A 26,173-nucleotide genomic window follows, 5' to 3' on the forward strand; every position below is an offset into this window, starting at 1 on the left:
ATATATTTATAAGCTTTTTTATTCTTATATTCTTAAAACTGATAATATTTTTTCCTTATACTATTTTATTTTGCAAAAATATGTTTTATAACTTCTATAGGATCATAAAATATCAGCCTAGGTCCTGAAAATTTCATAACTTCCTTTATTTTTAATTTCATATCTTTTTTATAGCAATGTATTGGACATTTAGCACAAAATGTTTTTCCTTCACCGAACTTACAAGAATCTAACCTTTTATATGCATACTCTAGAAGTTCGGTGCAATCTTGGCATAGTTCTCCTTTTTTGTGTTCATGCTTTTTATTACAATATATATGTATCATACTATTTAAAGTCTTTTTTTCCTGATCTATCCTACTCATATTACTTCCTCCCAAATAGATATATTAATATATATCATAACTATTATTGCATCCTATAAAAAATTAGTATTATTCACAATCTATTGTTATATAATTCTTTTTAATAGCCATAAACTTTAATAAATAATTTAGAATCCAAAACACAGCCATATAATAAAATACAATGGTAGTTGGCTTTTTAATATTATAAATAATAATAATGCATAAAGCTATCAAAATACTATTAACTATACAAAATGATAACTGTAAACGATAATAAGCATCGTTTACAACCTTCATATTTTTATCCTTTATAGTGTAAATAATAAATTTCTTTTTATATGACACTATACTATATATAAAAAACATAACTGGTGCAGCTATACAAATTAGAAATACAATATCTCCCATTTTAAAAATCCCCCTTTAATCCTTATTAATCCTATTAGCTTTATTATAAGTATAGTCAGTAACAATTCTAGGAACATCAAAGCTAATTTTATTTTTTTCTTTTTTACCATCATATTTATACTTCCCAGTATAAATTGGGTTTTTAATAATATAAGTTATCCTTTGCCTTGTTGTATTATACTCTTTAGCTATTTTAGCATAACTTTTTCCTTTGCATCTCATTCTAAAAATAGTTTTTATCTTATTAGCATCTTCATTATTTATAACAAGTTTCTCATTATCTATTAATGTATAACCAAGAGGAACTCTACCCCCAACATAAAGATGTTTTTCTCCTTTTGCTTTTCGGCCTGCGTGTGTTCTTTCATTTATTAGTTTTCTCTCAAACTCTGAAAAACTACCTAACATCTGAAGAAATAAAAGTCCTTGAGCTGTTGAGGTATCAAATTGTTCTGTAATACTTAAAAATGAAACTTCTATTTCATTTAAGTAGTCTATCATTATCATAAGATTTTTTAGACTTCTATGTATTCTATCTGCTTTATAAACTATTAGACCATCTATATTATTTTCTTTATCTGATACAAAGTCAATCATTTCATTATAAGCACTTCTATTTATTGTTGAAGCAGATAACCCCTCATCCTTAAATATCTTTTTAAGGTTAATATTATATAAGTTACAATACCCATGAATTTTTTCTACCTGCATATCTATCGAAGTATTATCTATTTGTGAAGCGGATGAAACTCTAACATAAGCTACTATATTTTTCATCGTCTATTAAAACTATCCCTCCATTGTAAATTATAGGGGCAAAAAAACGGAAATTTTTTTGCCTATTTATGATTAGTTTATTATCTGTTTCTATTGTAGCACAACAGGTATAGGATTTTAATTTTAAATTTTTTTTAAAATTAGCAATTTAAAAACAAGAAAAAAATCTATTTTTTTATAAAAAAATGAAATTCTTTAAAAATATTACTACTAAGTTACTACTTTGAGAAACGAATGAAGTCGTTAGCGACATGAAGTGTAGTGCTCACGAAGTGAATTAAGCAAAGTGAATTTTTTATTCTTAATGAACTACCAAAATATGTTTAAAAGTAGTTTATAATATACTTATAAATATATTTGAGGTGGAGGAATATGATTAGAAGAGATTTTGATAAATTAGAAGTTGTAAAGCAAGTAGAGTATATAAACAAAAAACTTATAGAAGGCTATACACTAACAAACCTATGCAAAGATATAGGTATCTCAAGATCAACAATAAGAGATAGATTTAAAAAGATATCTTACGAATACAATAAAGAAACTAATCAATATGAAAGCATAGTTGAAATAGTAGATGCTGACCCAAGAATATTAGCAAGATCAACTAAAATTATAAAGGATGATATTAATGAAGGTATATTATCTATGCAAAAAAGTAGTAACAAAGTAGTTGGAACGGATAGTGAGATTTTAACCAACATGATAAGCAGCTATGATGAAAACTTAAGTAAGCTAAATGAGATGTATAATTGGTATAAACTACAAAGTAGTAATAAAGTAGTTGAGACGGGAAAACTTAAAATAGAAGACTTTAAAGGTGATTTAGTAGTTAGAAGTTATAAGCTATATGAGCCTATACAAAAGGAATTTACAGATTTTTGTAAGGCAAATAATAAATATAAGGTGCAAGATATATTGTGCCAGGCTATTAAAGAGTTTTTAGAAAAATATAAATAAAATTTTTTATATTTTATAAGTAGTTTTTTTAGCTTACATTAAGGTGTAAAATAATACCAAAAGATGATGATAAAACGACTGACGGGAGATTTAAAGAAGAAAAGGAAAGTGAGAAATAATGAATACCGTACTAATGATTGATGATGACAAAGAGCTCTGTTCGCTTATAAAGAAGTGTTTAGATAATGAAGAAATGTCTACTCTTCTAGCATTCAGCGGGAGTGTGGGACTTAAAGTTTTAGACAAAAACAAAAAAAATCTTTCTCTTATCATTCTTGATGTGATGTTACCTGATTTAGATGGATTTAGTATCTTAAAAAGAGTAAGAGAAATAAGTAATGTACCTGTTTTAATGCTCACTGCAAAAAACAGCGAAGAAGATAAAATAATAGGTCTTAGAATAGGTGCCGATGATTATTTAACGAAACCATTTAGTATAAATGAGTTAACCGCGCGGGTAAACTCTCTTATACGCCGCTTTACAACACTCAACAATACACACGATACACAAAAGGGGAATTTAGCCTTCAAAGGAATGACAATAGATATAGATAATCGTATTGTTTTTGTAAATGATAAACAAATCAATTTAACAGGAAAAGAATTTGACTTGTTGATATTCTTAGCGAATAATAAAGGTCGTGTCTATACGAAAAAGCAGATTTATACGCAAGTGTGGGAGAATGACTATGCCTTTGATGACAGTAATATCATGTCATTTATAAGCAAACTTAGAAAGAAAATTGAACTAAATCTTGATAATGCTTTTTATATTCAAACTGTTAGAGGTGTTGGATATCGCTTTAATAGGGAGGTTTAGGAATGGGGATGATTGAATTTCTTATAATGTTATCTGGTGTGTTATTGATTGTTGTTTTTTATCTCGGTTCAAAGCTATACAGAACAAAGCAGCAAATCAGCGTGATACAAGAAGTGGTAACGGACATTAAAGATGGAAATTTAAACCGGAAAATACTTACAAGAGAAAATGATATGACAAGGCAGATTTGCTATGACTTAAATTCAATTACCACAGAAATGCAAGCAATGATCATAAATCATAGACAATCAGAACAGGCATATAAACGCTTGATGGCAAGTCTTTCTCACGATGTTAAAACACCATTAACATCTCTTGTAGGTTACTTAGAAGCGATAGAAAAAAACATTGTCACAGGAAAAGAAAAGGACGAATATATTGAAGTTGCAATAGGTAAAGCACATAATCTAAAAAGGTTTACAGAACGACTTTTTGAATGGGTAAAACTTGATGCAAGAGAGCAAATATTTAAATTTGAAGTATGTGATATCAACGAACTTTCTCGAAGTATTGCCGCCGATTGGATTATTATTATAGAAAATAATAATTTCGACTATGAAATCAATATCCCTGAAAAAGAATGTCTTACTCGAATTGATGCAAACTCTTATACTAGAATTTTGAATAATCTTTTTCAAAATGTTATTGCTCATAGTAAAGGCGCAAAACTTGTTTTTGATTTATATGAAGATGAAAAGCAAGTCACGATAAAAGTTTCTGATAACGGGATAGGTATGCCGAGTGATGAACAGTCACATATCTTTGAAAGAATGTATAGAGGCTATAAATCTCGAATGACTGCAGGAGCAGGACTTGGATTATCTATCACGAAAGAACTTGTATCTGTTCATAAGGGGAATATTGACGTGGAGAGTATTTTGAAAAACTCTACTACATTTACCATTACTTTGCCAAAAGCTCTATAATATTAATAGATAAAAGCTCTGTCTTATGCAGTTTTTTTTTACGCTTAATTGAAGCGAATTTTTTGGTAAACTATAAAATCAAGAAAAGAACAAGATTACGGCAAGGTTATGACAAGGTTAATATAATATAATTTAATTGTTATTATTTATACCGTCCTATTCGTTATTATATTGATAAAGTAAAGGTATTGAAAGTGAGGAGATTTTATATGAATGATTTTATAATTGAAACAAAACAGCTAACAAAAAATTATGGAGAGCAGACACCAGTTAATTCAGTCGACCTGCATGTAAGAAAAGGTAGGATTTATGGATTGTTAGGACGCAATGGAGCAGGAAAAACCACTCTTATGAAAATGATTTCAGGATTGACTTCAATCACTTCTGGAGAGGTGGATGTATTCGGGAAGAATGTCAAAGGCCGAGAAAAACGAGTATACCCTCGTATCGGTGCTATGATTGAAACACCAGGTTTTTATCCAAATTTAACAGGAACAGAAAACTTAGAAATTTTTGCAAAGCTACGTGGTACGGTTGGGCCAAATGCAGTTGAAAATGCATTGAAAGTAGTAGGATTACCTTATAAAGATAAAAAGTTGTTTGGGAAGTATTCACTTGGAATGAAGCAACGTCTTGGTATTGCTAATGCTATTATGCATGACCCTGAACTACTGATTTTGGACGAACCTACAAACGGTCTTGACCCTATTGGTATTGCAGAAATGAGAGATTTTATTAAGCATTTAAGTGTTGAACGAGGAAAAACAATCCTTATTTCCAGTCACATTCTTTCGGAAATCTCGTTATTGGCTGATGATATTGGAATTATTGACCAAGGGGTTCTTTTAGAAGAGAGTAGTATTAAGGAACTAGAAAATAAAAATCGCAACTATATCATGTTGCAAGTTTCAGATATTCCTAAAGCTGCATTGATTTTAGAACGTGAATTTAAGACTAAAGATTATTCTGTTCAAGATAATCAAACCCTGCGAGTTTATGACACTACTCTGGATATAGGTAAAATCAATAAATCTTTTGTAATGCAGAATATAACTGTTATTAGCTCTGTATTGTGTCATGATACCTTAGAAGACTACTTCAAAAAAATTACAGGAGGTGAAGGCATTGCTTAACCTTATTAAAACAGAATTTCTTAAATTACACCGTAAGAAAATTATTTGGATTATGTTGTTAGCTGCTCTTATTATGCCGTTTTTCGCACTATTTTTCGTGGATAAAGGTGTTGACCCCAGAGCGTATTATAAATGGTCAGCATTCAATTTTACTGTTTTAATTATCTTACCTGTTATTTTGGGAATACTTAGTACCATGCTTATGCACGAAGAAAATCAGAATAATACGTTAAAACAACTTTGGATTGTCCCTATCAGCAAAATAGGATACTTTTTCAGCAAATTTTTTGTGGTTTTAGTTTACTCTATTTGCTTTATGTTAGTTACATTCGTAGCTTCGGTTATGGTTAGTGTGCTTTCAGGATATGTTGTATTTGAATGGGTGAGCGTATTATATTTGCTGCAAAAATGTTTAGAGTATGGTTTTTTAACTGCTTTTGTAATGTTGCCAATTTTAGCAATAGCATCATCGCAAAAGGGATACATTCTACCAATTTGTATCACATTGGTTTATGCCTTTTTTGCATTATTTATATGGTCTGTAAATATGTATATACATCCATTAACAAGTATGGAAGTTATAGTTAATCGAAATAATGATATACCGGGCATTGTTTGGCAGCAAGAAATTAACGCTCCGTTAGCATTTCTTTGTATTTTCCTTTGGGATATTATTGCAGTATTTTTTGCAAATATCACATTGAAAAGAAGTGAGGTGTAAAGAATGGGAAATTTACTTTGGGCTGAAATTAAAAAGATTCGCCGTTTAAATATTGTTTGGATTACAATTTTTGCAACAGTTATGGTAGCAGGTATTGTTTTTATATCGGGATGGTTGACATACAATGGTTCTCGGGATATAGATAGTGCAGGATGGTATATGGAAATGGCTCAGCCCTTGGCAACACTTTTTGTTCTTCACGCTGTCATTTCTCTTTTAGGAAGTTATATGATTTGTCGTGAAGAAGATGATGATACTATAAAATCCTTGCTACTTATTCCTGTAAATGAGGCAATATTACACTTTTCTGATCTATCGGTAGGAATGGTTTTAGATTTTCTGAAAATATATTTTCTTCAAGGTGTTGGAATATTCCTTGCTATCTCGCCTATTATTGCCTTAGTATCATATATGAAAAAAGGCTATTGGATTGCATTAGTATTAACTGAAATCTACTCTTTTGTAGGAACATTTATGTGTAGGTCAAATACTCTAAAAACAATCTATCCTATTTCTGCAGTATTTGGGGTTTCTGGTTACTATGAAACTCCTTGCCAAAATCGTATTTGTAGTATTATAATTTTGTTACTGTGTGGTTGCCTTTCTGTTTTCATACTCAAAGGTTTTAAATATAGTGAAAAAAATTAGCTATATGATTAAAGTTGTAAATTAACAAAAATACCTATAAACTAGTAATTACAATGTATTTAAAATTAGGTCGCTGATTTTTAAACGTATTTAGTTGTCCTAAAAATTAAAAACAGATATTTAGGAGATTGTTTATTATGAAAATTAAAAATAAGGCTTTTTTTATATCAGGAACTATAAATTTAATTTTATTAATACCTGCACTGAGTCTATTTAAATGCAACTTTATAGAAACAAATACTAAAAATTTAGTGATAGTAGGTTCATTTCTTGTTGTTTGTGAAATTATAAAAAATAAAATAATAGAAAAAAGTATAAATTATAAATCATTTTAATCCCTATTTCATGTATTTCAGTCTAGAGTTCTTGAAATTATAAAGCATTAAATAGTATGATAAAAACGAAATGCTATGTAAATCAGGGAGAGGGATACATGAAAAATTTTATAAGTACATTAAAGTTTATTATAAATTTAGTAGTTTTAAATATTTTTAGCTCTGGAATTTCAATACTATTCACTTGTATTTTTTTTAAGAATCCTATAAAGTCTACATTGATATCAATAAGTTTATCTTATTTAATTATGTTTTCTTTACTATATTATTTTTCAACAAGTTATAAATACTTAATAAGTAAAGATGATTTTAAAAAAATCAGTATAAAAAATGTATACTATATAGCCTTATTTGGATTCGGATTCAGTGTAATCTTATCAATTTTAACAATTTTATTAGATAGTATATTCCCTAGTTATACGGAAATAAGCAATAAAATGCTTTCTCAAAGTACTTCAATAATTAATTTGATCTGTAGTGTAGTATTTATTCCTATATGTGAAGAAATAATCTTTAGAGGAATGATATTTAATTTTTTAAAGCGTTATTATAGTTTGATAGGAGCAATTTTCTTACAAGCATTGTTTTTCGGAATTTCACATGGGAATATTGTTCAAGGTATTTATACTTTTATAGGAGGTATAGCACTTGCTTTAATATATGTATACTGTGGTTCTATGATAGGGAATATTATTTTACATATGATATATAATTTATGTGGATTAGTAATAATGCCAGAGTACCTTTTTACAGATGAGTCTATAAATTATTTATTTATGATAATTGGAGTTATAGTTTTTATATTTTCATCATTTAAAATGATTTCTAATTATAAAAAAGATTCTAGAATTAGAGTATTAAATGATCAATAGAAATACTAACTGTAAAAAATTATTTATGGTATAGTAGATTTTTATAAAGTAGTATGCAGACTTAAAATTATAATAAGGAAGGAGTAAGTATCATGATTGGAGTTACAAGGGAATTATTTTTTCAAGTATTTAATACTATTTGTAGGGTACAAACTTCTTTGCTATTCTAGCGACTTTTTATGCAAAATAGTTAAAGGTACTAAAAGTAATTCTAAATAATTAGATATAAAATTAGGGAGTGATTTATTTGGAGGAGCAATATGGAAAAAAGTCATAATAAAAAAGTACCAAAAATAATTACCGTTGTATTGATAATTTTATCGATAGTTAATCTTATAAAAATATTTTATCATAAGGATAATACAGGTATATTTGGATATATAAGTTATACTGCTAATGTATTAGCAATTATTTTAATAGTGGTTGATTGGATAAAAATTAAATCAAACAAAGAAAATAAACATAATATATAGAAATAAGTTAGGAACAAGTATTTTATGAAAAAGATATTAAGGTTTACGATACCTATATTTATTATTAGTATTTTATTTTTAGGGTTAGTTTCCTACTCTTCTAAAATTAAAAATCCTTTTATACCTTTGAAAGCTCTCATTCAATTAGAGACCAGCAATGAAAATGTTATAAGGTTTTCAGATAAACCATTACGCTATATGAGTAGGAGTGTAGATGACTTTAAAAATCGTATGGAATATGATGGATATACTGTGGATCAGCTAGGCAGATGTTTTGTTTTAGAAAAAAATTCTGAAACAACATCATTAATATTTGAAGGATTCGTGGGGAGTTATGAAATATTTAGTAATGAATTTGAAACTAAAAACACCAATGAATAAAATAATTCATTGGTGTTTTTAGTTTCGCTTTATAAAATTAGGCTATTATAAGTATTTTTCTATATTAGATTTTATTGATTCCTTTGGTAAGAAACCAACCATAGTTTCTTGTTTTTCACCATTTTTAAATATCATCATTGTTGGTATAGTTGATATACTATATTCTCTAGCTATATCACCACATTGGTCAACATCAACTTTTAAGAATGTAGCTTTTCCATCCATTTCTGATGATAATTCTTCAAATACTGGAGCTAATATTTTACAAGGTCCACACCAAGTTGCGAAAAAATCTACTACTACTAATCCTTCATTTACATTACTTCTAAACTCTTCTGAATTAACTATCTTTGCCATTGTATTTCCTCCTATGCCTATGCACTTTTTCTTTTTTGTTTATCTAAATATGCAACTGCTGATAAAGCTGCTATATTACCTTCACCTGCTGCTTTTATATATTGATATGGTGCTCCAACAATATCTCCTGCTGCAAAGCATCCTTCTATATTCGTCTTCATAGATCTATCTACATCTACTTGACTTCCATCTAGCTCTAATCCTGGTACTAACTGACCTGGAGAAATACTATCTCTAAGTATGAATATTCCATCTGTTTCTATTTCTCTATTTTTAAGTATTAATTTACTTACTAAAGTTTCACCTTGTATTTCTAAAGGTATATCATTTACTATTTCAATTGAAGAATCAACTTCTACTTCTTCCTTATACATAGGCACATAGTATACTTTAGATGCAATTGATGCTATAAAATTAGCCTCTGCTTCTTCATGTTTGTTGTATGCTACTATTGTTACTACCTTGTCTCTGTATAAAGGAGCATCGCAAGTTGCACAATATCCAACTCCTTTACCTAAGAACTCTTCTTCTCCTTTAAATAGTTTTCCGAAGTTAACTCCTGTAGCTAAGATTATAGTTGTTGCCTCATAAGTTTTATCATTAGCCATTAGTGTAAAGTAATCTCCCATTGCATATATATTATTTATTTTTTCTTCTGTTATATCTATATTCATTTCTTCTAAATGTTTAGCGAACTCATCTCTTATTTCTTTTCCGCTTTTTCCATAGAATCCTAAATAATTGTTTACTTTATGAGCTTTTACTAACTTATTACTTATTTCTTTAGTTCCGAATACAATAAATTTTTTATTTCTTATACTTGCATTAAGAGCTGCTGATAAACCTGCAGGTCCACTACCTATAATTGCTATGTCGTATCTTTCGTTCATGATAATATCTCCTTTTATCTTAAGTCATTATTTATTTAGTATATCTTCTATATCGTTTTTTATTTTTAAAGGTGATACTGTTGGTGCATATCTCTTTATTACATTTCCTTGATCATCTATTAAAAACTTAGTGAAGTTCCATTTTATTTCTTTACTTAATAATCCTTTAGATTCATTTTTTAAATATTGGTATAAAGGATGTGCATTTTTTCCATTTACATCTATTTTCTCAAACATATTAAAGCTAACACCATAGTTTAATTGACAAAACTCATGTATTTCTTCATTGCTACCAGAATCTTGTTTTGCAAACTGGTTGCAAGGGAATCCTAATATTTCAACCCCTTTATCTTTATACCCTTGATATAGCTCTTCTAACTCTTTAAATTGTGGAGTTAACCCACATTTGCTTGCAGTATTTACTACTACTACTATCTTTCCTTTAAAATCTTCCATACTTACTTCTTGTCCATTTATTTTTTTTGCTTTAAAGTCATAAAATTTCATATTAATATTTCCTCTCTAATTTTGATTTATGTAAATTTAATTTAACTCAATTAATTGTAATATACTTTAAAGTTAAAACCATTACTGATTTTAACTCTAAAGTATACAGTAACTATATTATTAATCTAATATTTGTAGTAAACTATCTAACTGATTTTTTAAAGAAAGTAAATTTAAATCATTACCACCACAGATGTGATACATTTTCTCTGGCACATCTAGTACTTCTTCTTTTAATAATTTACCTTTTTCAGTTAGTTCAACTGTAACTAGTCTGTCATCTTCTTTATTTCTGTATTTTGTCACTAATTCCATAGATTCTAACTTCTTAACAACTGGTGTAAGTGTTCCAGAATCTAGATGTAACCTCTTACCTAACTCTTTAAAGATTATTTTTTCCTCTTCCCACATTACTAGCATAGCTATATATTGTGTGTATGTTAAGTTATGTCTATCTAGCAATGGCTTATACAATTTGATTATCTCTCTTGATAAAGCATATAGTGAAAAACATATCTGATTATCTAGTTTTATTTTATCATATTTATCCATATTAACTCCGATTGGCTTGCATAAATTTAATTGAACTAAATCAATTTATAAACTTATTATATATCCTAGTATTATCTTTGTCAAATACTTTTATAACTTTTTTTATTTAATTATAGCAAATTAAAATAAACGTTAATAAATGTATTTGAGTTAGGTGTAAGATAATTTAATAGATTGTATAATAGAAAAGGGGATATTATTGAAAAGTTAGTTAAATTATAAATTCTATGATATGGAGGGGGATTTATGGAAATAGCACAAGAGATGACTTCAAATGTAGCTAATACAGGCATTGATATTAACTTAATTGTATTAAGCATTATAAATATTTTAAACGTAGCTCTTAATCTTGCTATAAAGGCATTAGCTGTATATACTATGTTTTTATTAATACGTGCTTTAAAGAAATATTTAAATATGTAATTAATAAATAAAAAAACAACGTTATATTTGTAAAATATAACGTTGTTTTAATTTAAAGTAGTAAAAAAGTAGTTAAGGCGTAACAGATAAATCTATATTCTTTTTAATCTTATATCAAACTTTGTACCTAAACCGACTTTGCTACATATTTTTATATTTCCTTTTTATCTTCTTGTTGATCTGGATTTAATCTATCTTTTAATTGTGTTTCTAGTTCTATAATTTCATTAAAGGTATCTTTTAATTTTTTAATAAATGGGTTATTACGAGTATCATAAACTTGTTTTAAAACTGCTTCTTTTTCTGCCTTTTTAAAAATATCATTACCATATATCTTTTTAAACGTAGATATTTTCTCATCAATCAGCTCAGACTGTTTACTCAACTCTTTACCTAAACCTCTAATCTCCTTTAACTCACTATTAGTTTCAGATATTTTCTTGTTTATATCTTGAAGACTAATTTGTTCATCTTCACTAAGTAATGTTTCTTCTTTATCCTTAACTTCTTTTGTGTTCTTGATATAACTAATAACTTTAGTATCTTTTACTGAATCATCTATTACATCATTTTCTTTGTCTTTACTTTCAATCATACCCTTCATTTCATTAAGCTGAGATAATTTATGTTCTAAAGATTCTTGAAATTGTTTATTGATATTTGAATTGTATGTAGCATCTAAGTTTTCTCTAGCTAAAATTTTACCTTTGTTAATAGCTTTTAATTCTTTTAATGATTTGTCTATATTTTCATTATGATTAGAAGTATTGATGTGTATTTTTCTTAAAGAGCTATTATTGTAACTTCCCAATAAGCTACTACTGATTTTATTTGAAATATTCATACCTTTCCCCCCCTTTCTCAAATAAACCTCAATATAAATATACGGTTTATAAAAATGCACCTTTAACTTAAAGGAAACATAGGAATTGACGTGATATTGTTTAAACGATATGATAAGAACTCATATACTTAAACTATAGTTTCTATTTGATACGTATCAAAAGATACATTTTCAGATAACATCGTTGTGTTGAAGAAAGTATTATAAGTTTTTATTGCGTTTACACAATAAAAAAGAGCATTAAATATTTAATGCTTTTTTTTTAATATTATTTATTTTAATCTGTTATTTTCATATCATCTAATGTTTTGAGTATAGCATCTTTTGAAATATCTAGGTTTTCTTTCTTATTGTTAAATAACTCTTCTGTTAAAGGACCATATACCTTTATTTCCATAGTGTTCATTATATAATACTGATTTAAATTTGTTTTAGCTACTATATATCTATCTTTATCATGTCCGACTTCTATTACATATTCACCATCTTCATAATTATCATACGTTGGTATTAACACCTTTTCATAGCTATATTCGTGAGAACTAATACATATTTTTTCACTTGAACTTCGGTTTACTGTAAACCCATTTATAAGCTCAATTTCATAATCTCCAGCACCTTCGCACCCAACAATTGCTATAGCAGAAAATACAGTGATTAAAATAATTTTAAACTTCTTCATTTTACTTATCTCCTTATTAAATTATAAGTTATGGCTCAGAATGTAATTTTACCATATATTACAATCTATTTATTAGATAGTATTAATTACCTTGATTTACGTAAGCAACCCACTCCCTGTAGTTTTTACAATCATCATATTTTATAGCATACTCTGCATACTTTTTTGCAAGTAGCTCTGAACCAAATGGTGTCTCTATTATAAATAAGTAATAAGATATTAGATAAGATAAATAGGCAACTTCTTTGTAATTCTTTTTATCTAAATGTAAGTAATAAAGGTTTAATAAATAAAAGTATGCATTATTTATATAAAAATCATCTTCATTAGATATTTCACTTAAAGTATTTTCAGTTATCCAGTAAATATCATATATTTCATCTACATAAAATAAATCTATTGCTTTCTTTAAGTTCATATTTTTACACCTCTATTTTATTTAATCCATGCAATCAATAAAGCATCTATGTGAAATTTTTAAGTATACATCCATTTTAATAAAAATCTTGGTAATTCTGATGGCTTATGTGTGTAACAGAACTCCAATATAGCAAAGAAAATTACTATCACACAAACTATTAAAATTTTTTTGAAATTAGAATTCATTTTAAGTCTCCCTTAATATTTTTCTTTACTCGTGAGTATACCCAATAGATCTTATAAATGTCAATAGCTTTAAGTTGTCACAATCTAAACTTGAACTTGTTCTTTAACTTCTAAGCAATTATCTTCTTTTGATAATTTATTAGATAAATAAATTATCAAAAGAAGATATACATAAAATAATCTGAATAAAAGTAGACATCGGAGTAGCAAGACCAACATTAAATAATGAAACTGGCTCTAGTTTACTCATTATAAATGATACAGGGATTCTAACACAAAATGCACCTATAATTCCTTGGATCATAACGAAGGTAGTTCTACCACAACCATTGAAGTAACCAGCCATACTAAACATAATAGCAGTGAATAAGCAATCAATTATTATGATTTTATTATGAAATAACTATTCATATCTAAAATATGCCCACTAAGGCAATATGTATTGATTAAATTTTACTCCAATGATAATTTAAAAAATAAGTAATATAACCATCAAGATATAAATTTTTAACAAAATATAAATTTTCTGTAACGAAATAAGTTTTTTTCGGATATATGTCTGAAGGAGGTGATGCTGTGCATGAAATGGACTGCATATATGAAGAACATGCACAAATGGTTTTTAAATACTTAATGGTTCTTTGTAAAGAAGAACATCTGGCAGAAGAGCTTACACAAGAGACATTTTATCGTGCAATAAAATCCTCTAATAGATACGATGGTACTTGCAAAGTATCAACCTGGTTATGTCAAATTGCAAAACATATTTGGTATCAAGAAATCGATAAAAAAAAGAGAAAAGAAACATCTGAATTAAGTGAAGAGATTGTGTCTAATAATATTTGCATAGAAGAAAAAATTTGTTTAAAAGAGCGCAAAATGGAACTTATAAAACAAGTATATAAATTAGAGCAAATCTCAAAAGAAGTAGTTTTACTTCGTATCACAGGAGCGTTCTCATTTAGAGAAATTGGAGAACTATTTAATAAAAATGAAAACTGGGCTAGAGTTACCTTTTATAGAGCTAAGCAAAAAATAGGAAAGGGAGTATAAAAATGAAATGCGAAATAATAAAAGATCTTTTACCAAGCTATATAGATAATCTTACAAGTGATGAAAGTAATAAAGAAATTGAAAATCATATAATAACTTGTAGTAAATGTAAATCAGAATTAGATAATATGAATCAGGATATAAATATAGAAACGTTAGAAATTAATAAAAAAGATATTAATCCATTAAAAAAATTTGATAAAAAATACAGAAATGTATTTAAAAATATCTCTATATGCTCTTTAATCATATATTTAATAGCACTTTATTACACACAATACTCTTTTAATGACGTGTATGATACTAGAGCTAGATTAGCAATAGATTTACAGACAATATCTGAAAATCATGATATAAAAAATTCAAATTCATATTCAGCTGAATTGCAAAAATTGTTAAACCAAAATTATAAAAATGTTCTTTCTTTAGAAATACATGGAACTGATTATAAAAATATCCTATATACATATAAAAATAAATCAAATACAGATACAAATACAAATATAATCTCAACAAATATAAGTGCAGATATTTTTAATAAACAGAAAAAAAATATTGGTATGTTTCATGTAGGTATAGACTATAAACCTGTAATTATGGGAAATGCTATTTTAAAGTATAGTGCTTTAATTGGATGGATATCTTTAATAACATATATAATACTGTTATTAAAATCTAAATTTGTAAGTAAATTATAAGCAAAGATTTAATTCTAAAAATCTTATTTAAATGTATTAAACATATATTAAGAAATAAAATAATGCCTAGATAAGTCTAGGCATTATTTTATATTAATTAAGGATATCATATAGCCATTCCATATCTTTTATTATGTTCCTATTCTGAGTACCTAGGCATTTTGATTTATCCTTTTTAACTTTTTATTTGAATAACTTCCAACAATAACTGGTACTTTTTCAACACTTATTATGAAGTTATCTCACTTAGATAAATTTGTATTATTAGGAAATGTTTCTTCTAGCATTACAAATTTAAAATCCCCTACTGTGACTCTATTTTCATAGTTCATCCAGTACTTTTTAGGAGTTATCTAAATTTCATTATTTTTTAGAAATTGTGTATTAATGTATAATTTTATATATGTCATAGATTATAATTAATTAAAGCTATTTATTTACATAGAAAAGGGTGGAGTACATATGAAAAAAATTAGAAATAAATAAAGAATTGCCTATTCTAGGATATATAATAGGTGATGAAGTTAAAGGATATGATCGTAGACTTGATTTTCAAAAAGATATGAGAAGTGGAATGAACTTTTTAATAGAATCTCTACTTATGCTGCCTAAGGAAGCGATACAATATTTTAAGAAAAAAGATAAACATAAAAAATACTGATTACATTGAAATTGCATACATATTAAAACAAGAGTATTGGGGAGATGGGTACGCAACAGAAGGTATAGAGGGTTGTATATCTTACGCATTCTCTACATTTAATGCAGATAAAATTATTGCTCAAGTAATTCCTAAAAATAAAAGCTCTATTAAGGTTTTAGAGAGGCTTGGTATGAAATTTATAGATGAATATGTTAGAGATTATGGTGATAAAAAGTCACTTCACTTAATTTATGCATTAACAAAAGAACAATATATTAAAAAGCTCTGTACCAAACCTTAAATTTATATTCTATAACCCTAAATATAAATTTGCCAAAGCAAATAAAAATCCCAAAACAATTAAACTTAATTTAATATCTTTTGATTTACTTAACTTAAATCCAATAAAAGATATTATAAAAAGCAAAGTTGATAGTAAAATAGAACTATCTAGCTTAAAATATACATTTAAAAATATAATTGGGAGTATTATAATCATTAAAATTCTATGATATCTTATACTCATATTAATTCACTCCAATCTAACCTAATCTTAGTTAAGTTTTATGATTCTTTGCCAACTATATGATATTATTTATGTAAATTATTATAACAAATTTTGATGGAGGTTACATATGAAAAAGGAAAAAGAGTTTTGGGATGGCTTTAAAATTGGATTAGGTATTCCCAAAAAAGGAACAATTAATTTAACTCTAGATGAAGCATACTATAATATGGATGAACTATCTCAAAAACTAGTTGAATATTTTACTAATAAAAATCATCGATGTTCATATTTAGGTCTATCAGCAGGAAATTATATCCTATTATTAGATGGACATAAATATAATATAAAAATTTCTACTTATGGTGCTGCTTTTTCTTATATTCCTTGTCAACAGATATGCTTAATACCTGAAGATTAATAATTGATATTTTCAATATTAAATAATTAAAATAACTGTATCTTATATTTTGTATTTTAAGAATATAGATTCAGTTATTTTTTTGTTTTTGTTATTTTTTTGCACATTTTAATGTTTAAAATTATTATACATTATGGGGAGGTGATGATACGGGTGAAAACCCCATCAAATCAGTTAAAAATGGTAATTTTGCAGAATGCGTACGTTACCCAAAATAACCTTTAAATAAGAGATTGTTGGAATTATATTCCAACAATCTCTTATGCTTAGTTAGATTTTATCCGTAAGTAAATAAATAAGCGAGATAAATAGATATAAAGGAGGAGCACTATGAAAATATTACAAACTATAAACTTGAAAAAATACTACGGGGAAAAAGAAAATATAGTAAAGGCAATAGATGATACTAGTATATGTATAAATCAAGGCGAATTTGTTGTTATAGTAGGAAAAAGCGGTTCAGGAAAAAGTACTTTGATACATATGTTAGGAGGTCTAGATAACCCAACAGATGGAAAGGTATATATAAGTGACAAAGATATATCAACATTAAAAGAAGAGGAATTAGCAATATTTAGACGCAGAAATATAGGATTTATATTTCAAGACTATAACTTAATACAAAGTTTAAATGTATGGGAGAATATAGTATTACCATTGGGTCTTGACAGTAAGAAAGTAGATATAAATTTTGTAGATGAGATAATCACAACTTTAGGGTTAGAAAATAAAAAGGAAAACCTACCTAGTACATTGTCAGGAGGTCAACAACAGAGAGTAGCAATAGCTAGAGCATTAGTATCAAATCCAACTATAATACTTGCTGATGAAGCAACTGGAAATCTAGACTCTAAAACTAGTGAAGAGGTTATTAATTTAATAAAAATGATGATAAAAAAATATAGCCAAACCTTAGTAATGATAACCCATGATGAATCTATAGCACAAATGGCAGATAGAGTGATATTTATAGAAGATGGTAAAGTTGTAAAAGGTGGTGCTACAATTGATTAATATAAATAAAATTGCAATAAGCAATTTAAAGCATTCCAAATTAAAAAGTGTAGTAACTTCTATAACAATAGTATTAACAACTTGTCTTTTAGTATCTGTTGGGATAATAACCTTAAATATGGTAAATCAGTTTAAAATAGATGCAGTTAGAACAGCAGGAAACTCACACGCATCTTATACAAAACTTGATGAAAATCAAATAGATATGATTAGTAAACATAGTGAAATTGAGAGTGTAGGAGAAAATAGTTCAGATATTGGAAAAATTACTGTAGGAAAAACAGACCTTACCTTGTTTTACTCTGATGAAAATGGGTTTAAATTTTCAAATCAAAATATATTAGAAGGTAAATTACCTAAATTAAAAAATGAAATTGCATTAGATAAGGAAATGATAACAGACCTAGGAAGTGAAGCCACTTTAGGTAATAAGATTAAATTAAAATTTAATGATATAAATGGAAATATTATTGAAGAAGAATTTGTATTAAGCGGAATTATTGAAAGAAGTGAATATAACATTATTAAAAATGATTCAGAGGGTGTTATTTCAAAAGAATTTATATTACAAAAAGATTATGATACTTCATATAAAGCAATTGTAAGATTAAAAAATGAAGAAAATTTAAGTTCTCAAGAAATAGAATCTAAGGTAAATCACATAGCTAAAGAATTAAATCTTTATAATGATTCAGACAATATAAAAATGAATAAAATATATTTAATGAGTAAAAAACCTGATTTAGCAACAATAGTAGGCGGAGTAGTTACGACTTTAATAATTATACTTACATCATGTATAGTTATATATAACATATTTTATATATCTGTAATAAATAAAACTCAGGAAATAGGGAAATTGAAAGCTATTGGAGCTACAAAAAAACAAATAAAAAATATTATTTTAAAAGAAGGATTAATATTATCAATAGTATCTATTCCAATAGGACTTATATTGGGGTATATCATATCCAACTTAATACTTAAATTACTTATGTATGATATTAATATTGATATAGAGGATATTTTATTGATTATAATATCTACAACAATACTTACTATAATTACAGTATACATTGGTATTATAAGACCAATGAAATTAGCATCTAAAATATCACCAATAGAAGCTATGAAATACAATGAAAGCTTTGTACCTACAAGAAAAAATAGAAAAGGATATTTAGAAATAGATATAAAAAAATTAGCTTATTCCAATCTTTTTAGAAACAAGAAGCGAACGTATTTAACGCTAATATCAATTAGCTTAAGTGGGATATTATTTGTAAGTATATCAACAGTACTTCAAAGTGTTAACGCTGAGCAAGCTGTAAAACAATCTATGACTAATGATTTTGAATTTAAATTAAAGTATGCTACTTATGACTATCAAAATGAAAGGGCAAAAATAGCCACTAACAATCCATTGAACAGTAGCTTTATAAGTGATATTGAATCTATCAAAGGTGTAGAAAATGTAAATGTAGTTAATGTAATAACTTGTGATATGAATATATTTGGTAAAGAACACAAAGAAGGAGAGTTAGCTGGATTTGATGATGATATGTTAAATAGGGCAAATGAGAGTGTTGAATCTGGAAAAATAAACATAGAAAAAATCAAGTCAGGAGATGAAATTATAATATCGACTTTAGTTCATGATATTCTAGGATTAAATGTAGGTGATAGAATAACTTTAAAATATAATAATCTGGAAACAGCTATAACTAAAGAAGTTAATATAGGTGCTATTATACCTATATATATAGGTTCAACATTTATTACTAGTAATGACCTAATTAAAAATACAAATAACAATAACTATACACAATTAATACAAGTAGAAGCAATGGATATATACTATGATTCAGTAAATAACGTATTAAGAGATATAGCGCAAAATTACAATAATTTAGATTACAATGATTTTAAAGGCGAATTAAAATTATATACTAAAGCATTCTTTGGAGTAAAAACAATGGGTTATGGTTTAGTAGGGATAATAGGTATAATAAGTTTAGTTAACCTTGCAAATACAATAATTACAAGTGTAATATCTAGAAAAAAAGAATTCGGTATGATGCAAGCTATAGGTATGAGTAATAAGCAACTTAAAAATATGCTACAAATAGAATATTTATTTTATATAGGAATAAGTATAGTTATATCATTCGTTATAGGTAGTGTTCTTGGATACTTTATATACTTAGAAATTTACAATATGGGAATTGATTATGCAGTTTACAAATATCCACTAATACCAGTGATAGTATTAATTTTATCATCTGTATTTACTCAAATGGGAATAACATACTTTATAAAGAAGCATTTTAAGATGGAATCTTTGATAGATAGAGTTAAATATAGTTAATAATTATTTCATATAAATTTAACATTAATATATACTAAGTAGAATTAGATAAAAAACAATTACTAAACCACTTAAGGAAACTGAGGTAAAAGCTGTTTTAAGATGTATACCAAAGTCTATTGAGAAGTTTATAGCTTATGAGCAAGGTCTAAGAAGAGGAGAACGTAAAAGATTTTCTAAAGGGATGAGAGATAAAGAAGGTTATTGGTATAAAAATAAAACATTAATTGATAGATTAGAGGTTATAAGATTAGAAGAAAAGCGCTTATATTTTATAAAAACTGGAATGTGTTGCTTTTTTACATTCTACTATTTAATTTTTTAATATTTGAGCTCAAGGAATTTATACTTGAACTTAGCCCATCGAGCTTTTCTTCGGTTCGTACCAATAAATACATGGTCACGATATCAGGAAATCCTAAATTAGCCACTAATTGCATTAAATCTAGTTCCATTGATATTTTTTTACTCTTAACAACTTTTAAAATTTAAAAAATTATTTAAATAAATAAAGAAAACTCTTAATTAGATTAAAAAATTATTAGGTTGACTTAAATTTAAGAAAGTAAAGTTTAGAAAAAACATGCCAATAAAAAAGATTGAATCTGCTATGAACAAGTAATTTCAATAGATTCAATCTTTTTATTTTTAATTATACTTTAAATAGCAATTTAATGATTAGTTATTTATATTTTTTATTAGGTTGATAGGGGCCAGTTTAATACTATCTTTAGGTAGAATCAATTTTATTCTAACTGCCTTATTTTTTATAATTTAAAATATTGTTATTATTTTTATGTATCCATCTTCAATAAGTTGTTTAAAAAAAATATCGTTAATCTTTGAATTACTTAAAAATAAATCTACATCGTTATAATATGTTGTTATGGATTCATTTTTATTATCAAAAATACATCTACCTTCATCGTAACTACCAATAAAATATACTTTGTTAGCATACTCAAATTCAATTTCTCTTCCAGTTTCTAATACTTTTATCCATGTATACATAATAATGTAACCTCCTATTTAAACCATTTCCATCTTTTTTCATTAGCCAACTTGTTACAACAATCCCAGCAGCAGTTATAACTACTTCTCCTACTCACGGGATAGCTAGCAGTCCCGGATAATCTACTAGTTAAAATCTTTATTATACTGATATACAGATGCAACAACTCCTGAAAGAAGAGTTAAAGATATAACTAGGCTTAGATGTTGCCTAAAGTAAGACCCATCTGACCAATTCATAAGAACTGCTAATAAGAAAAATATGGTAACAAACATTACCCTGTATATCTTTAAATGAATTATATATGTTCTTTCATCTGGGTTACCGATTTTGTATGCAAAATAAAATATAACAATAAGTGACAATATCACTATACCCATTGTAATACCTACAAACGTATTGAAGTTACTTATACTACTACCTAACCAATTGTTTAACATATCAATCATTGCTTTCATCCTTTCCTACATAAGTAAAAATTTCTTTAATATCAACTTCAAAAAAATTAGCAATTCTATAAGCTAAAATTAATGATGGAGAATAGTTATTCTTTTCCATTACAAATATCGTTTGTTTGGATACTCCAACGGCTTCAGCAAGTTCACTTTGACTCATTCTCTTAAGAACTCGAAACTCATAAACCTTATTTGTTATAGAATCACCAAAGGTATCTTTTTTCACTTTAGTACCTCCTAAATTGTATTCCATTTATATTTATAATATTAAACTATTATTAGCAAAAAGTAAATTAAACTTATATTTTTTACATATCAACTTATACTGTATATTATATGAAATACTACAACTTTTCTCTAAAAACTTGTTTAAAGAGTACTAGTAAAAAAGCCCTTAGAATCTAATTAAATGGATTCTAAGGGCTTTAACTTTTTATTTTTAGTATTGTAAGCATCTTATATTTCATAAGCAAGTACCTATATATGTAATTTTAACGAGATAGATTTCCTTATAAAGTAGGTATATAATCACTATAAGTGCAAATATTTTAGATAAAGTAGTTTTGTTTATAAAAGACATAAAATATTACTTCTCTTTAGATACCTTAGCAGCTCCAGATATAGAACCTAAGATGAAAATTCCACCTGCTATCGCATAACCAGCTTTAATAAGACCATAAACAAGCTGTGGTGGAATTTCACAACCATTTATATTTTCAAATTCGTAATTTACTAGTGCACAATAGATGCGATATTCTAATTAACATATCTTCTTCAGTAAAAAGAACTGCAAAAAAACTTTCTCCGGAAGCTAAAAGAGGCTATGATAAAGCTATAGAAGGACTTGCAACAGGAAATTTAACAGGCACATGGAAAGGACATAGGGCTGTAGATATAAGAGGAATGGGATAATTTACTTGAAAAATTTAAATATTGGATTAAAGATATTATGAAAAGCTAGTCATAAATGCGCAGCACCCTAATCTGAATATATAGCGTATGCAGTTATACCTAATATAACAAATGTTTCTATATCATAAGCACATGATTTTGATTTTTCTACTAACATGATATTTCTTTCATCTTTAAATTCAATTTGTTCATTAGTATATGTTTCTGATCTTTTGATAAAAGTAAAGATTCTTTTTACTTGGAACAGCGAAAGTCCAAGAGATGATGCTGAATCCCCTAATAGGGTCGATGAAATATAAGTTTCGCTTTTTCTTTATGTAACTTTACAGTTTTCATTTTTAATCCTCCTCATAAATAAATATTTCTTCAATAGACATTCCAAAATATCTGGCAATTTTAAATGCCAATATTATAGATGGATTATATCTACCATTTTCTAACGACCCTATGGTCTGTCTTGATACTTCTAGCGCAGCTGCTAATTCCTCTTGAGTTACTTTATTTTGTTTTCTAACTTCTTCTAAACGATTCTTCAAAATCTTCTCTCCTTTTCTTTAAGAAAAGTTAGCTATCCATTTCTTATTAAATTCATATGTAAAGGTTACTTTCCATTAAATTGTATAGTTGTATTTATATATTGTCAAGTTTACTTTCCTTTTTTCTATATAAATATAAAGTAATATGTATAAACTTAATTATATTTGAACAAAAAAATAAACTATACACTCTACATGGCTACTTGTAGGAATGTTAGTTTATTAAAAAATATTTTAAGATTTAGTTTAAACCACAGATATTGATTTACCTTAATTATAGCACAGTGAGATTAGAATTTGGGTATATTCATAATTAATATTGATATCAATAAAAAGTATAGATTATAGCTTATAAATTTATTTATGTGTTTCTATTATTGTACGTGTACTAAGTGCTAATTTAATTAATATCTAAATGCTAATTATCTTATCAAAATAGATAATTAGCATTTAGATATTAGGAATGTCACCATATAGATCATATGACTTTCGAAAGGGAGTAAAGCTAAATTCTGAAATAGATAGAATGAATATACTCGATTTATAATAAAACTGGTAATAAATAAAAACTAATAATTTAAATAAAAGACTATCTATTATTTCTAATATGTGATATAGTATTATTTGTAGCAATACACAAATAAATTTAAGAAGACCTATTAATAGGTTACAGGAGTATTTTTAATGAATAACGGAATAGTAAAATGGTTTAACAATGAAAAAGGATTTGGTTTCATATCAGTAGAAGGTGGAGATGACGTATTCGTACATTTCTCAGCTATACAAACTGATGGTTTTAAATCATTAGAAGAAGGACAAAAAGTAAACTTTGATATAGTTAAAGGTGCTAGAGGTCCTCAAGCAGAAAACGTAACTGTATTATAATATATATATAAGTTCGTAAAAAAGACACATTTTGTGTCTTTTTTTATTGCAATAAAACTCTTACTAATCAAACAAAGGAATTTTGTAAAATTTTTTATTATATTTTTCACTCTATAGTGGGCTACTATCATCTTAAATAAATTAAAAACCAAGGAAGAATTTAAAATGGCTGTAGTAGCAACTAAAAATCCAAGTGGATTAAAATTAAGACTTTCAGCAGGCAAAGATCCTGAAACTGATAAGTTAATAGTAAAATCAAGAACTTATGGAAATGTTAATCCATCTGCTTCTAATGATGTACTATATGAAGTTGGAGAGATAATATTTAATCTAATGGATAACACTAAGTTCTCATTATTAGAGGTTTCAAGAGTAGATAATACAGTATTGTCAGCTTAATTTTAAATAAGGAGGAAAATGTAAATGGAAACTAAAAAGAGATTAGTTATGAGTTTTAAAACAGAATTAGGTAAAAAGGTTTCAATATCAGTTGATGAACCTAGAGAGGATATAAGCCAAGGTGAAATCAAAAATGCTATGCAAGTAATAGTTGATAAAAAAGTCTTCTCTGATAATGGAGATGATTTAACAGCTTGTATTGATGCTAGAGTAGTTGAAACTAATACACAAGAATTTGATTTAGCTTAATATAAAATAAATGTGAGAGGAGATGAAAAGCTTAATAAATAAACCTCTCACATAAAAACATAAAAAAGGACTTTAATATTAAAGTCCTTTTTTGCGTGTATTTCTATAAATCTCTTGACTTTATATTTCTAGGCCAAGATAATAATAGTTTTCTATCTATTTTTAAATCTTTTTCACCAGGGAAATTTATATCGCAAAAATAATTATGATAATTTGCAGTCCATACATATTTATCCCATACTCTCATATTAGTACTATGATCACATAGCATTTCTTCTAACTTATTTTTATGTCTCAATAGTAAAGCATATTGTACTCTTTCAAATTCATACTCATTGCTACATTGCGTATAGTACTTGAATATAGTATTTAAATAATTTAAGAACCATCTACCATCAGTATCTATCAGAACTTTTGCAGTCTGAGGTGCCACATCATAGTATTTAATATGTTTTTTTAATAGATTGGTTGTCTTATCGTCTATTACAATCCTTGGATAGCATGCTAGTTTACTTTCTACATTGTGCGCCTCAAGTAATGCCGGTCCAAATACTATATCCTCATTTATATAGAAATCACCTGTACTAATTCCACCTCTTACAAATAATCCTTCTAAAGCTAAGTTGAATTGATATTCTGATACATTATCTAGTATTTCATCTAACTCTTGTTCTGCATCCCCTGATATTGGGTATGCCACTACCATATTATCAGTAAATATTTTTATCCTACCTTTGCTATATTTATTCGGTATTATACAACTTTTATTTTTATTTATTAGGTAGTTTATTTCTGCTAATAAATTATTACCATATCCTTGTTCACATGATTCTTGTATCATTTGTGAAAATCCTAGTATATCTATTGCACATACTATTGAATTTATTAATGCTGGTTTTTCTTCATTATATTCTTGTATACTCATATAACACTTCCTATAAAATAATAATATACTTTATTATAACGTATATTATTATTATTTGAAAAGTAAATATATATATTTACTTTTTAAATAATATGCTTAATTAACTATAATAAAAAATATATAAAATATGTCTTTTTAACGAACTTACTTCGCTATAAACTTGAATCTATTTAGTTTTGTATGCTAAGATAAACTTAAGTTTATAAAATATATAAGGGGTAAAATAATGAAAAATAAAAATATATTAGGCATCGTTTTATGTAGTGTTGCAATATTTTCATTGAGTGTTTTTTTATATTTAATATTCATAGGTGAAATCAATAATCGTATTTATAATAATAACTATGCAATTATTTGATTTTTATTTTAATGGTCAGAATTGGATCATATTCACATTATTATCTATTTGGATAATTTCTAAATCTATAAAAATTACATG

At 26.7% G+C, this 26,173-nt stretch carries 38 protein-coding genes and 1 pseudogene; 21 read left to right on the top strand and 18 right to left on the bottom strand.

Features of this window, described 5'->3' with window-relative positions; all coding sequences use genetic code 11:
* Positions 1 to 65: 65 nt before the first annotated feature.
* The 3 genes from NWE74_RS18365 to NWE74_RS18375 all read right to left on the bottom strand — a co-directional run bounded on the left by NWE74_RS18365 (position 66) and on the right by NWE74_RS18375 (position 1,532).
* Positions 66 to 365, bottom strand: a complete 300-nt coding sequence (locus tag NWE74_RS18365) for a nitrous oxide-stimulated promoter family protein (RefSeq protein ID WP_258244508.1) — start codon at positions 363 to 365, stop codon at positions 66 to 68.
* Positions 366 to 434: 69 nt separating this feature from the next.
* The gene (locus tag NWE74_RS18370) at positions 435 to 755 is read right to left on the bottom strand and encodes a hypothetical protein (protein ID WP_258244509.1); all 321 of its coding nucleotides are present in this window, start codon (positions 753 to 755) and stop codon (positions 435 to 437) included.
* 15 nt (positions 756 to 770) lie between these two features.
* Positions 771 to 1,532 carry a recombinase family protein gene (locus tag NWE74_RS18375; RefSeq protein WP_258244510.1) on the bottom strand — a complete coding sequence of 254 codons (762 nt, stop codon included), beginning with the start codon at positions 1,530 to 1,532 and terminating at the stop codon, positions 771 to 773.
* 372 nt (positions 1,533 to 1,904) lie between these two features.
* Here NWE74_RS18375 and NWE74_RS18380 point away from each other — a divergent pair, with 372 nt between their 5' ends.
* From NWE74_RS18380 to NWE74_RS18425, 10 genes are all read left to right on the top strand, one after another.
* Positions 1,905 to 2,489, top strand: coding sequence for a DUF4250 domain-containing protein (locus NWE74_RS18380; RefSeq protein ID WP_258244511.1), 585 nt, complete (start codon positions 1,905 to 1,907; stop codon positions 2,487 to 2,489).
* A gap of 118 nt (positions 2,490 to 2,607) precedes the next feature.
* Positions 2,608 to 3,309 (top strand): response regulator transcription factor, encoded by a 702-nt coding sequence (locus NWE74_RS18385; protein WP_258244512.1) that lies wholly within the window; start codon positions 2,608 to 2,610, stop codon positions 3,307 to 3,309.
* A 2-nt stretch (positions 3,310 to 3,311) separates the two neighbouring features.
* Positions 3,312 to 4,235 carry a sensor histidine kinase gene (locus NWE74_RS18390; RefSeq protein ID WP_258244513.1) on the top strand — a complete coding sequence of 308 codons (924 nt, stop codon included), beginning with the start codon at positions 3,312 to 3,314 and terminating at the stop codon, positions 4,233 to 4,235.
* Positions 4,236 to 4,444: 209 nt separating this feature from the next.
* Positions 4,445 to 5,368, top strand: a complete 924-nt coding sequence (locus NWE74_RS18395) for an ABC transporter ATP-binding protein (protein WP_258244514.1) — start codon at positions 4,445 to 4,447, stop codon at positions 5,366 to 5,368.
* Positions 5,352 to 6,089, top strand: a complete 738-nt coding sequence (locus NWE74_RS18400) for an ABC transporter permease (protein WP_334304171.1) — start codon at positions 5,352 to 5,354, stop codon at positions 6,087 to 6,089. Before NWE74_RS18395 ends, NWE74_RS18400 begins: the two co-directional genes overlap by 17 nt.
* 3 nt (positions 6,090 to 6,092) lie before the next feature.
* A complete protein-coding gene (locus NWE74_RS18405) occupies positions 6,093 to 6,737 on the top strand; it encodes an ABC transporter permease (RefSeq protein ID WP_258244516.1) in 645 nt (214 codons plus the stop codon).
* A gap of 137 nt (positions 6,738 to 6,874) precedes the next feature.
* Positions 6,875 to 7,072, top strand: coding sequence for a hypothetical protein (locus NWE74_RS18410; protein WP_258244517.1), 198 nt, complete (start codon positions 6,875 to 6,877; stop codon positions 7,070 to 7,072).
* 98 nt (positions 7,073 to 7,170) lie between these two features.
* Positions 7,171 to 7,944, top strand: coding sequence for a CPBP family intramembrane glutamic endopeptidase (locus NWE74_RS18415; RefSeq protein ID WP_258244518.1), 774 nt, complete (start codon positions 7,171 to 7,173; stop codon positions 7,942 to 7,944).
* 260 nt (positions 7,945 to 8,204) lie between these two features.
* Positions 8,205 to 8,417, top strand: a complete 213-nt coding sequence (locus tag NWE74_RS18420; protein ID WP_258244519.1) for a hypothetical protein — start codon at positions 8,205 to 8,207, stop codon at positions 8,415 to 8,417.
* 24 nt (positions 8,418 to 8,441) lie between these two features.
* Positions 8,442 to 8,798, top strand: a complete 357-nt coding sequence (locus NWE74_RS18425; protein ID WP_258244520.1) for a hypothetical protein — start codon at positions 8,442 to 8,444, stop codon at positions 8,796 to 8,798.
* 45 nt (positions 8,799 to 8,843) lie between these two features.
* Here NWE74_RS18425 and trxA read toward each other — a convergent pair whose 3' ends face one another.
* The 4 genes from trxA to NWE74_RS18445 form a co-directional block, all read right to left on the bottom strand.
* Positions 8,844 to 9,155, bottom strand: a complete 312-nt coding sequence (gene trxA / locus NWE74_RS18430) for a thioredoxin (RefSeq protein ID WP_258244521.1) — start codon at positions 9,153 to 9,155, stop codon at positions 8,844 to 8,846.
* 17 nt (positions 9,156 to 9,172) lie between these two features.
* Complete coding sequence (locus tag NWE74_RS18435; RefSeq protein WP_258244522.1) at positions 9,173 to 10,045, bottom strand: NAD(P)/FAD-dependent oxidoreductase; 873 nt, start codon at positions 10,043 to 10,045, stop codon at positions 9,173 to 9,175.
* Positions 10,046 to 10,072: 27 nt separating this feature from the next.
* Entirely contained in the window at positions 10,073 to 10,552 is a 480-nt protein-coding gene (locus NWE74_RS18440; protein WP_258244523.1) for a glutathione peroxidase, read from the bottom strand.
* 120 nt (positions 10,553 to 10,672) lie between these two features.
* On the bottom strand, positions 10,673 to 11,104 hold the full coding sequence (locus NWE74_RS18445) for a MarR family winged helix-turn-helix transcriptional regulator (protein WP_258244524.1): 432 nt from the start codon (positions 11,102 to 11,104) through the stop codon (positions 10,673 to 10,675).
* A gap of 246 nt (positions 11,105 to 11,350) precedes the next feature.
* Between NWE74_RS18445 and NWE74_RS18450 the strand changes: the two genes are divergently transcribed.
* Complete coding sequence (locus NWE74_RS18450) at positions 11,351 to 11,527, top strand: hypothetical protein (RefSeq protein ID WP_258244525.1); 177 nt, start codon at positions 11,351 to 11,353, stop codon at positions 11,525 to 11,527.
* Between the two features lie 151 nt (positions 11,528 to 11,678).
* Here the strand turns inward: NWE74_RS18450 and NWE74_RS18455 are convergent, their stop codons facing one another.
* The 5 genes from NWE74_RS18455 to NWE74_RS18475 form a co-directional block, all read right to left on the bottom strand.
* The gene (locus NWE74_RS18455) at positions 11,679 to 12,371 is read right to left on the bottom strand and encodes a hypothetical protein (RefSeq protein WP_258244526.1); all 693 of its coding nucleotides are present in this window, start codon (positions 12,369 to 12,371) and stop codon (positions 11,679 to 11,681) included.
* A gap of 277 nt (positions 12,372 to 12,648) precedes the next feature.
* On the bottom strand, positions 12,649 to 13,053 hold the full coding sequence (locus NWE74_RS18460) for a DUF3997 domain-containing protein (RefSeq protein WP_258244527.1): 405 nt from the start codon (positions 13,051 to 13,053) through the stop codon (positions 12,649 to 12,651).
* Positions 13,054 to 13,135: 82 nt separating this feature from the next.
* Positions 13,136 to 13,471, bottom strand: coding sequence for a hypothetical protein (locus NWE74_RS18465; RefSeq protein WP_258244528.1), 336 nt, complete (start codon positions 13,469 to 13,471; stop codon positions 13,136 to 13,138).
* Between the two features lie 59 nt (positions 13,472 to 13,530).
* Positions 13,531 to 13,659 carry a hypothetical protein gene (locus NWE74_RS18470; protein WP_258244529.1) on the bottom strand — a complete coding sequence of 43 codons (129 nt, stop codon included), beginning with the start codon at positions 13,657 to 13,659 and terminating at the stop codon, positions 13,531 to 13,533.
* Between the two features lie 139 nt (positions 13,660 to 13,798).
* The gene (locus tag NWE74_RS18475) at positions 13,799 to 14,005 is read right to left on the bottom strand and encodes a hypothetical protein (protein WP_330666448.1); all 207 of its coding nucleotides are present in this window, start codon (positions 14,003 to 14,005) and stop codon (positions 13,799 to 13,801) included.
* Between the two features lie 239 nt (positions 14,006 to 14,244).
* Between NWE74_RS18475 and NWE74_RS18480 the strand changes: the two genes are divergently transcribed.
* From NWE74_RS18480 to NWE74_RS18500, 6 genes and pseudogenes are all read left to right on the top strand, one after another.
* A complete protein-coding gene (locus NWE74_RS18480) occupies positions 14,245 to 14,712 on the top strand; it encodes an RNA polymerase sigma factor (RefSeq protein ID WP_258244577.1) in 468 nt (155 codons plus the stop codon).
* Positions 14,713 to 14,714: 2 nt separating this feature from the next.
* Positions 14,715 to 15,410, top strand: coding sequence for a zf-HC2 domain-containing protein (locus NWE74_RS18485; RefSeq protein ID WP_258244530.1), 696 nt, complete (start codon positions 14,715 to 14,717; stop codon positions 15,408 to 15,410).
* 671 nt (positions 15,411 to 16,081) lie between these two features.
* Positions 16,082 to 16,237, top strand: a pseudogene (locus NWE74_RS19335) (GNAT family N-acetyltransferase); the annotation flags it as partial.
* 451 nt (positions 16,238 to 16,688) lie between these two features.
* Positions 16,689 to 16,979: a hypothetical protein gene (locus NWE74_RS18490; RefSeq protein WP_258244531.1), complete on the top strand. Its 291-nt coding sequence runs from the start codon at positions 16,689 to 16,691 to the stop codon at positions 16,977 to 16,979.
* Between the two features lie 330 nt (positions 16,980 to 17,309).
* A complete protein-coding gene (locus NWE74_RS18495; RefSeq protein ID WP_258244532.1) occupies positions 17,310 to 17,993 on the top strand; it encodes an ABC transporter ATP-binding protein in 684 nt (227 codons plus the stop codon).
* On the top strand, positions 17,986 to 20,361 hold the full coding sequence (locus NWE74_RS18500; protein WP_258244533.1) for an ABC transporter permease: 2,376 nt from the start codon (positions 17,986 to 17,988) through the stop codon (positions 20,359 to 20,361). Before NWE74_RS18495 ends, NWE74_RS18500 begins: the two co-directional genes overlap by 8 nt.
* A 299-nt stretch (positions 20,362 to 20,660) precedes the next feature.
* Here NWE74_RS18500 and NWE74_RS19255 read toward each other — a convergent pair whose 3' ends face one another.
* From NWE74_RS19255 to NWE74_RS18520, 4 genes are all read right to left on the bottom strand, one after another.
* Positions 20,661 to 20,816, bottom strand: coding sequence for a YvrJ family protein (locus tag NWE74_RS19255; RefSeq protein ID WP_258244534.1), 156 nt, complete (start codon positions 20,814 to 20,816; stop codon positions 20,661 to 20,663).
* Positions 20,817 to 21,135: 319 nt separating this feature from the next.
* On the bottom strand, positions 21,136 to 21,372 hold the full coding sequence (locus NWE74_RS18510; RefSeq protein ID WP_258244535.1) for a hypothetical protein: 237 nt from the start codon (positions 21,370 to 21,372) through the stop codon (positions 21,136 to 21,138).
* A gap of 126 nt (positions 21,373 to 21,498) precedes the next feature.
* The gene (locus tag NWE74_RS18515; protein WP_258244536.1) at positions 21,499 to 21,822 is read right to left on the bottom strand and encodes a hypothetical protein; all 324 of its coding nucleotides are present in this window, start codon (positions 21,820 to 21,822) and stop codon (positions 21,499 to 21,501) included.
* Positions 21,815 to 22,054 carry a helix-turn-helix transcriptional regulator gene (locus NWE74_RS18520; RefSeq protein WP_258244537.1) on the bottom strand — a complete coding sequence of 80 codons (240 nt, stop codon included), beginning with the start codon at positions 22,052 to 22,054 and terminating at the stop codon, positions 21,815 to 21,817. The genes NWE74_RS18515 and NWE74_RS18520 overlap by 8 nt, the downstream gene beginning before the upstream one ends.
* 509 nt (positions 22,055 to 22,563) lie before the next feature.
* Here NWE74_RS18520 and NWE74_RS18525 point away from each other — a divergent pair.
* The gene (locus NWE74_RS18525; RefSeq protein WP_258244538.1) at positions 22,564 to 22,740 is read left to right on the top strand and encodes a hypothetical protein; all 177 of its coding nucleotides are present in this window, start codon (positions 22,564 to 22,566) and stop codon (positions 22,738 to 22,740) included.
* A 338-nt stretch (positions 22,741 to 23,078) separates the two neighbouring features.
* On the opposite strand, the gene NWE74_RS18530 is transcribed toward NWE74_RS18525, so the two are convergent.
* Positions 23,079 to 23,276 (bottom strand): helix-turn-helix transcriptional regulator, encoded by a 198-nt coding sequence (locus NWE74_RS18530; RefSeq protein WP_258244539.1) that lies wholly within the window; start codon positions 23,274 to 23,276, stop codon positions 23,079 to 23,081.
* A gap of 684 nt (positions 23,277 to 23,960) precedes the next feature.
* Between NWE74_RS18530 and NWE74_RS18535 the strand changes: the two genes are divergently transcribed.
* From NWE74_RS18535 to NWE74_RS18545, 3 genes are all read left to right on the top strand, one after another.
* On the top strand, positions 23,961 to 24,161 hold the full coding sequence (locus NWE74_RS18535) for a cold-shock protein (RefSeq protein WP_092727533.1): 201 nt from the start codon (positions 23,961 to 23,963) through the stop codon (positions 24,159 to 24,161).
* Between the two features lie 165 nt (positions 24,162 to 24,326).
* Positions 24,327 to 24,560, top strand: a complete 234-nt coding sequence (locus tag NWE74_RS18540) for a DUF1659 domain-containing protein (protein ID WP_258244540.1) — start codon at positions 24,327 to 24,329, stop codon at positions 24,558 to 24,560.
* Between the two features lie 24 nt (positions 24,561 to 24,584).
* On the top strand, positions 24,585 to 24,809 hold the full coding sequence (locus NWE74_RS18545) for a DUF2922 domain-containing protein (RefSeq protein ID WP_258244541.1): 225 nt from the start codon (positions 24,585 to 24,587) through the stop codon (positions 24,807 to 24,809).
* Between the two features lie 103 nt (positions 24,810 to 24,912).
* Here NWE74_RS18545 and NWE74_RS18550 read toward each other — a convergent pair whose 3' ends face one another.
* The gene (locus NWE74_RS18550; protein ID WP_258244542.1) at positions 24,913 to 25,734 is read right to left on the bottom strand and encodes a hypothetical protein; all 822 of its coding nucleotides are present in this window, start codon (positions 25,732 to 25,734) and stop codon (positions 24,913 to 24,915) included.
* Positions 25,735 to 26,173 lie beyond the last annotated feature (439 nt).

This window comes from Romboutsia lituseburensis, assembly GCF_024723825.1.
GTDB classification, from domain to species: domain Bacteria; phylum Bacillota; class Clostridia; order Peptostreptococcales; family Peptostreptococcaceae; genus Romboutsia_F; species Romboutsia_F lituseburensis_A.